Origin of the sequence: Glycocaulis sp. (genome assembly GCF_052168375.1) — a bacterium.
In the GTDB taxonomy this organism is placed as follows: Bacteria; Pseudomonadota; Alphaproteobacteria; order Caulobacterales; family Maricaulaceae; genus Glycocaulis.
This window is the reverse complement of the sequence record NZ_JBQLZR010000019.1, coordinates 1-1,267: the sequence shown is the minus strand read 5'-3', so window position 1 is coordinate 1,267 and position 1,267 is coordinate 1. Positions and strand designations below refer to the sequence as shown.

Annotated in this window: 1 pseudogene; it reads right to left on the bottom strand. The window is 67.8% G+C overall.

Annotated features, from left to right (window positions below):
• Window positions 1-1,267: pseudogene (locus ACTS2Z_RS00650) on the bottom strand (hypothetical protein); the annotation flags it as partial.

Below are 1,267 nucleotides of genomic sequence, written 5' to 3'. Positions count from 1 at the left end.
GGGCGCTCCGGCCCGCAGGCCTCGCGCACCCCCTCGAGAGTGCGGCCGAAGCCCCCCGGCCGGGCGCGGGAGCGTGGGTTGTAGAAGGCCATGGCGAAATCGGCCTCGGCGGCCAGCCGCGCTGCGCCCAGCGCTTCGGGTGCCAGTTCCCAGGCAAGATAAAAGCGCGCGAGATTCAAGAGCTCACGGGGCTCGCCGCCGGACGCCCTTTGCAAGGCGCGCGTCAAGGCCGGCTGAAACTCGTCTCCGCCCCGCCACGCAACCAGATCGGCAAAGCCGGGCGATGTCGGCAGGGCTGCGCCTGCTGCTGCCACAGCATTGCCGGAACGCGACAGGGTCAGTCCGCCCGGACGGGTCAGCTCCGCTCCGCTTTCATGCACGAACAGCTCCAGATCGTCGGCCAGAGGCTGGATCGCGACACCCTGAACGGATGGCAGAATATTGGCCTCGACCATGCGGTAGGGCAGGACCACGCCGCTCTTTTCACCATCGGCGGTCAGGACAAGAAGCGTGTCGCCCAGCACAGGGTCTTCGACCCGCAGGGCCGAGCGGGTGCCCTCCATCGCGATGCGCACGCGGGCCGGTTCGCCAGGCGGTGTCTCGCGGATCAGGACGACGGGCCGCGGCGGCTGATCGACGGAATCGCGCAAGGCAATCGTCCAGGTCGAACCGGCCGCCACCGGATCAGGCAGGCTGGCTTCAGGGGCCTCGATACGCAGCGCGACATGATCTGTACCGCGAACGGTCTGGAAGCCCCCAACATGGCGGCGCGGCGCCTGCGATAACTCAGAAAGATCAAGTTCGGCGGCAGCGTCAAACACCAGCCACACGGCATCTGGACGGCGGAAGACGGCGAGGCCCGGAAGGCTCGCCCATTCGAAATGCAAAAGCACATCATTGCCGCTGCGCGTCATGCGGACGCGGACGATACCGCCTTCGGGCACCGGATCAGGGCGGACAATGACAGGCGGTGCTTCCGGCTCGGCGGGGGCCTCCGCTTCCTGAGGCGCTTGTTCAGGCGCTTCCTCTTCGAGTCCGCCGAGCGCAGCCAGCAACGCGTCAGCAGAGACATGGCCTTCCGGCAGGATGTCGAGCACGACCCGGCGGCCGTCTTCATCATCCCAGACCCGCGCAGTAGCGCCGTCTTCGAAAAGGAGCGAGACCGAGAGGCCGGTCTCCTCCGGCGCTGCACGGATCATCTCGACCAGCCGTGGCGGGCTGGCAGACAGCGACCGCAAATCGACCTCGCCCGGTGCATCGAAGCGCA